We start from the raw sequence: 2,585 nt of genomic DNA on the forward strand, positions 1-2,585 counted from the left end.
CACGGCATCGAAAATCTGAGTTGCCACGAACTGCGGCAACTACGCGGCTGTGAAAATCGAAAGACCAATTTGGGCTCGAAGCGGATGTTCGATCAAATCAGTTCAATGTCTGCTTTGCGGACATTGCTGCCGTTAGCAGCCACGCCGTTGGCTGGTTGGGCGATTATCCGTTGCACGATCAAGTCGCATGATCAAATCATGAACGACCTCGTGTTCGGCCTTCAGTTTCGCCACAATCTGTCCAAATCGGCCTCCGCCTGCTGCCTCTAGTCTAGTTTCATCAACTCCTTGAAGCGGGGATCGTCGCGGATCGACTCGAGATCAGGATCGACAGACAACCATTGACGCACATCCGGTCCTGCATCTTCGACGATACGTTCGAGCACATCCAGTGCCAGATCCGTTTCGCCCAAAAGTGAATAGACACAAGCTATGTTGAAACTACCGCCGTCACTTCCGCCCCGTATTCGCAACGCGCGGTCCAACCATTCCCGCGCGCTGTCAAACTCGCCCCGCTGGGCGAGTGTCGACGCGCCAAGTTCTAGCGGGTCGGGATTGTCAGGATAAAGATCGGCGGCAATTTTCGCTCTCTGCAAGCCTAGATCAACATAATCCCGCCCAGTCGCCTTTTCACCTAACCGCGTCAGGATCATATTGAGAAGCAGTGGTGAGCGGTAGTCGTCAGGCCTAATTTCAAGCGCTCGGATAAAATGGTGTTTGGCTTGCTCGGTTTCTCCGGACGTCCAGCAGTAACGCGCATAGTAGTAATGTGCCTCATAACACAACGGATCGATAGAAAGTGCATGTTCCATAGAAGCGCGTGCTGCGCTATCCTGCCCCGCTGCCAAAAGAGCCTGCCCCTTGGCAGCATGTGCTTCGGCTAGGTTCGGTTCAAGTTCTATAGCCTTTTCGGCTGAGGCAAGTATCGCGTCGCGATCGATGGCTGCGCCCAACCAACTTGTTGACCAGGAATCGCAGTCTGCGATGCCTGCATAGGCGCGCGCAAATGTGGGGTCGAGCTTTACAGCTTCCTCAAACATAGCTCTTGCTCGCGCCATGTAGTCATGCATCCGCAAATGGTAGAAGTGTCTGCCCTTCAGGTAATAGCTATATGCGTCGACATCGCGAGTAGGAGCCGTGGCGATGGAACGTTCGTCCGACACGTTCAGCTTGATACGCAACTGATCGACGATTGTTCGCGTGATCTCGTCCTGCACCTCGAATATGTCTTCCAGATCACGATCGTAGCGGTCAGCCCAGACATGCCGCCCCGTTGTGCCGTCGATCAGCTGCGCCGTCACGCGCACACGCTTGCCAGCGCGTCTCACACTGCCTTCAAGCAGGTATCGAACGCCCAGCTCACGCGCTATCCGCGAGGAGTTGCCCAATTTGCCCTTGTAGCCAAACACTGCGTTGCGCCCGACTACGAACAAGGTGGAAATCTTTGACAAATCCACGATCAAGTCTTCCGTGATCCCGTCGGCGAAGTAGTCCTGTTCCCGGTCTTCGCTCAGATTGATCAATGGCAGCACCGCAACTGACTTGTTGCGTTGCAGCGGTGCATCTGCTGGAAGCTCATGTGCGCCGCTGCTTGCCAGATGAAACACCTGCAAAGGCTGATCTATATTTTTTAAGACGTGTTCCCCACCATCCTCGAAGCGAAGCCCTGAATCCCTACTGATCTGAGAACGAGTGGGCCCACTCACGGCTATGCCGCCGGGGCGCGCTAAAGATTCGATCCTGGCTGCAATATTCACACCGTCGCCGAAGACATCATCGCCATCATGAATAATGTCTCCGACATTGATTCCAATCCGGAACTCGATCCGCCTGTCGATGGGAACGTCGAGATTGCGGTTGCGCATACGAGATTGTATTTCGGCACCACAGGTTGCTGCGTTGACGACGCTTGGAAACTCCGCAATGAAGCCATCGCCAGTACTTTTGACGACCCGCCCGGCATGCTCTGCAACTTGACCTTCCACCACATCTTCGAGGTGGCTCTTCAAAGCCTGCAGCGTCGCAATCTCATTGGCCCGCATCAGGCGGCTGAATCCAACCACGTCGGTTACCATGATTGCTGACAGCCGTCGTTCCACTAATGACTCCGATCAATTTGTTATGCTTGGCATGCATACACAGCGGAGCCTAGATTGCAGCGTGCAATCGGTCCAGAACCAGAAGACAAATGTCGGTAAAACCTCATTCGCAAGGTCCACATTGGGCTCAACGCAGCCATCTGAGTCTTTTAGTCAGACGACGGCTTAGGAACGAATAGCGGTCATTGTTAATGGTCATTCCGAGAAATTTCGCCTGAAGGTCTGCATAGAGCGGTAGCGGACGTTCGCTGAAATCTTCTGAACGGCAGAGTTGCGGACGAAGCCGCCATTCATTGCATTGCTTTGGTGATGCCCAGAAGCCGCTTCGCCCGCTTCAAAAGATGACAATACCTGAGCGTTGTCTTAACCTTGCTTTATGAAAGCTCGCCTGGCCGTAATCTTGATGGCCGACCTGGTCGGCTATACGTCCGCAATGGAGGCGGATCAGTCGCTCGCAATCGAGCTGGTCCACGAACTTCGGGATAA

The 2,585-nt window shown here is 54.1% G+C and carries 2 protein-coding genes; one reads left to right on the forward strand and one right to left on the reverse strand.

The genetic code is table 11. From position 1 onward, the window contains the following. On the forward strand, positions 1 to 270 hold a 270-nt coding region (locus AC2FIR_RS24035; RefSeq protein WP_496763494.1), incomplete at its 5' end, for a hypothetical protein. Here AC2FIR_RS24035 and AC2FIR_RS24040 read toward each other — a convergent pair. Further along, on the reverse strand, positions 267 to 2,099 hold the full coding sequence (locus tag AC2FIR_RS24040; RefSeq protein WP_496747717.1) for a TPR end-of-group domain-containing protein: 1,833 nt from the start codon (positions 2,097 to 2,099) through the stop codon (positions 267 to 269). The two genes, AC2FIR_RS24035 and AC2FIR_RS24040, sit on opposite strands and share 4 nt — an antisense overlap. Positions 2,100 to 2,585 lie beyond the last annotated feature (486 nt).

It is taken from the genome of Ruegeria sp. CDSB136, assembly GCF_059610965.1.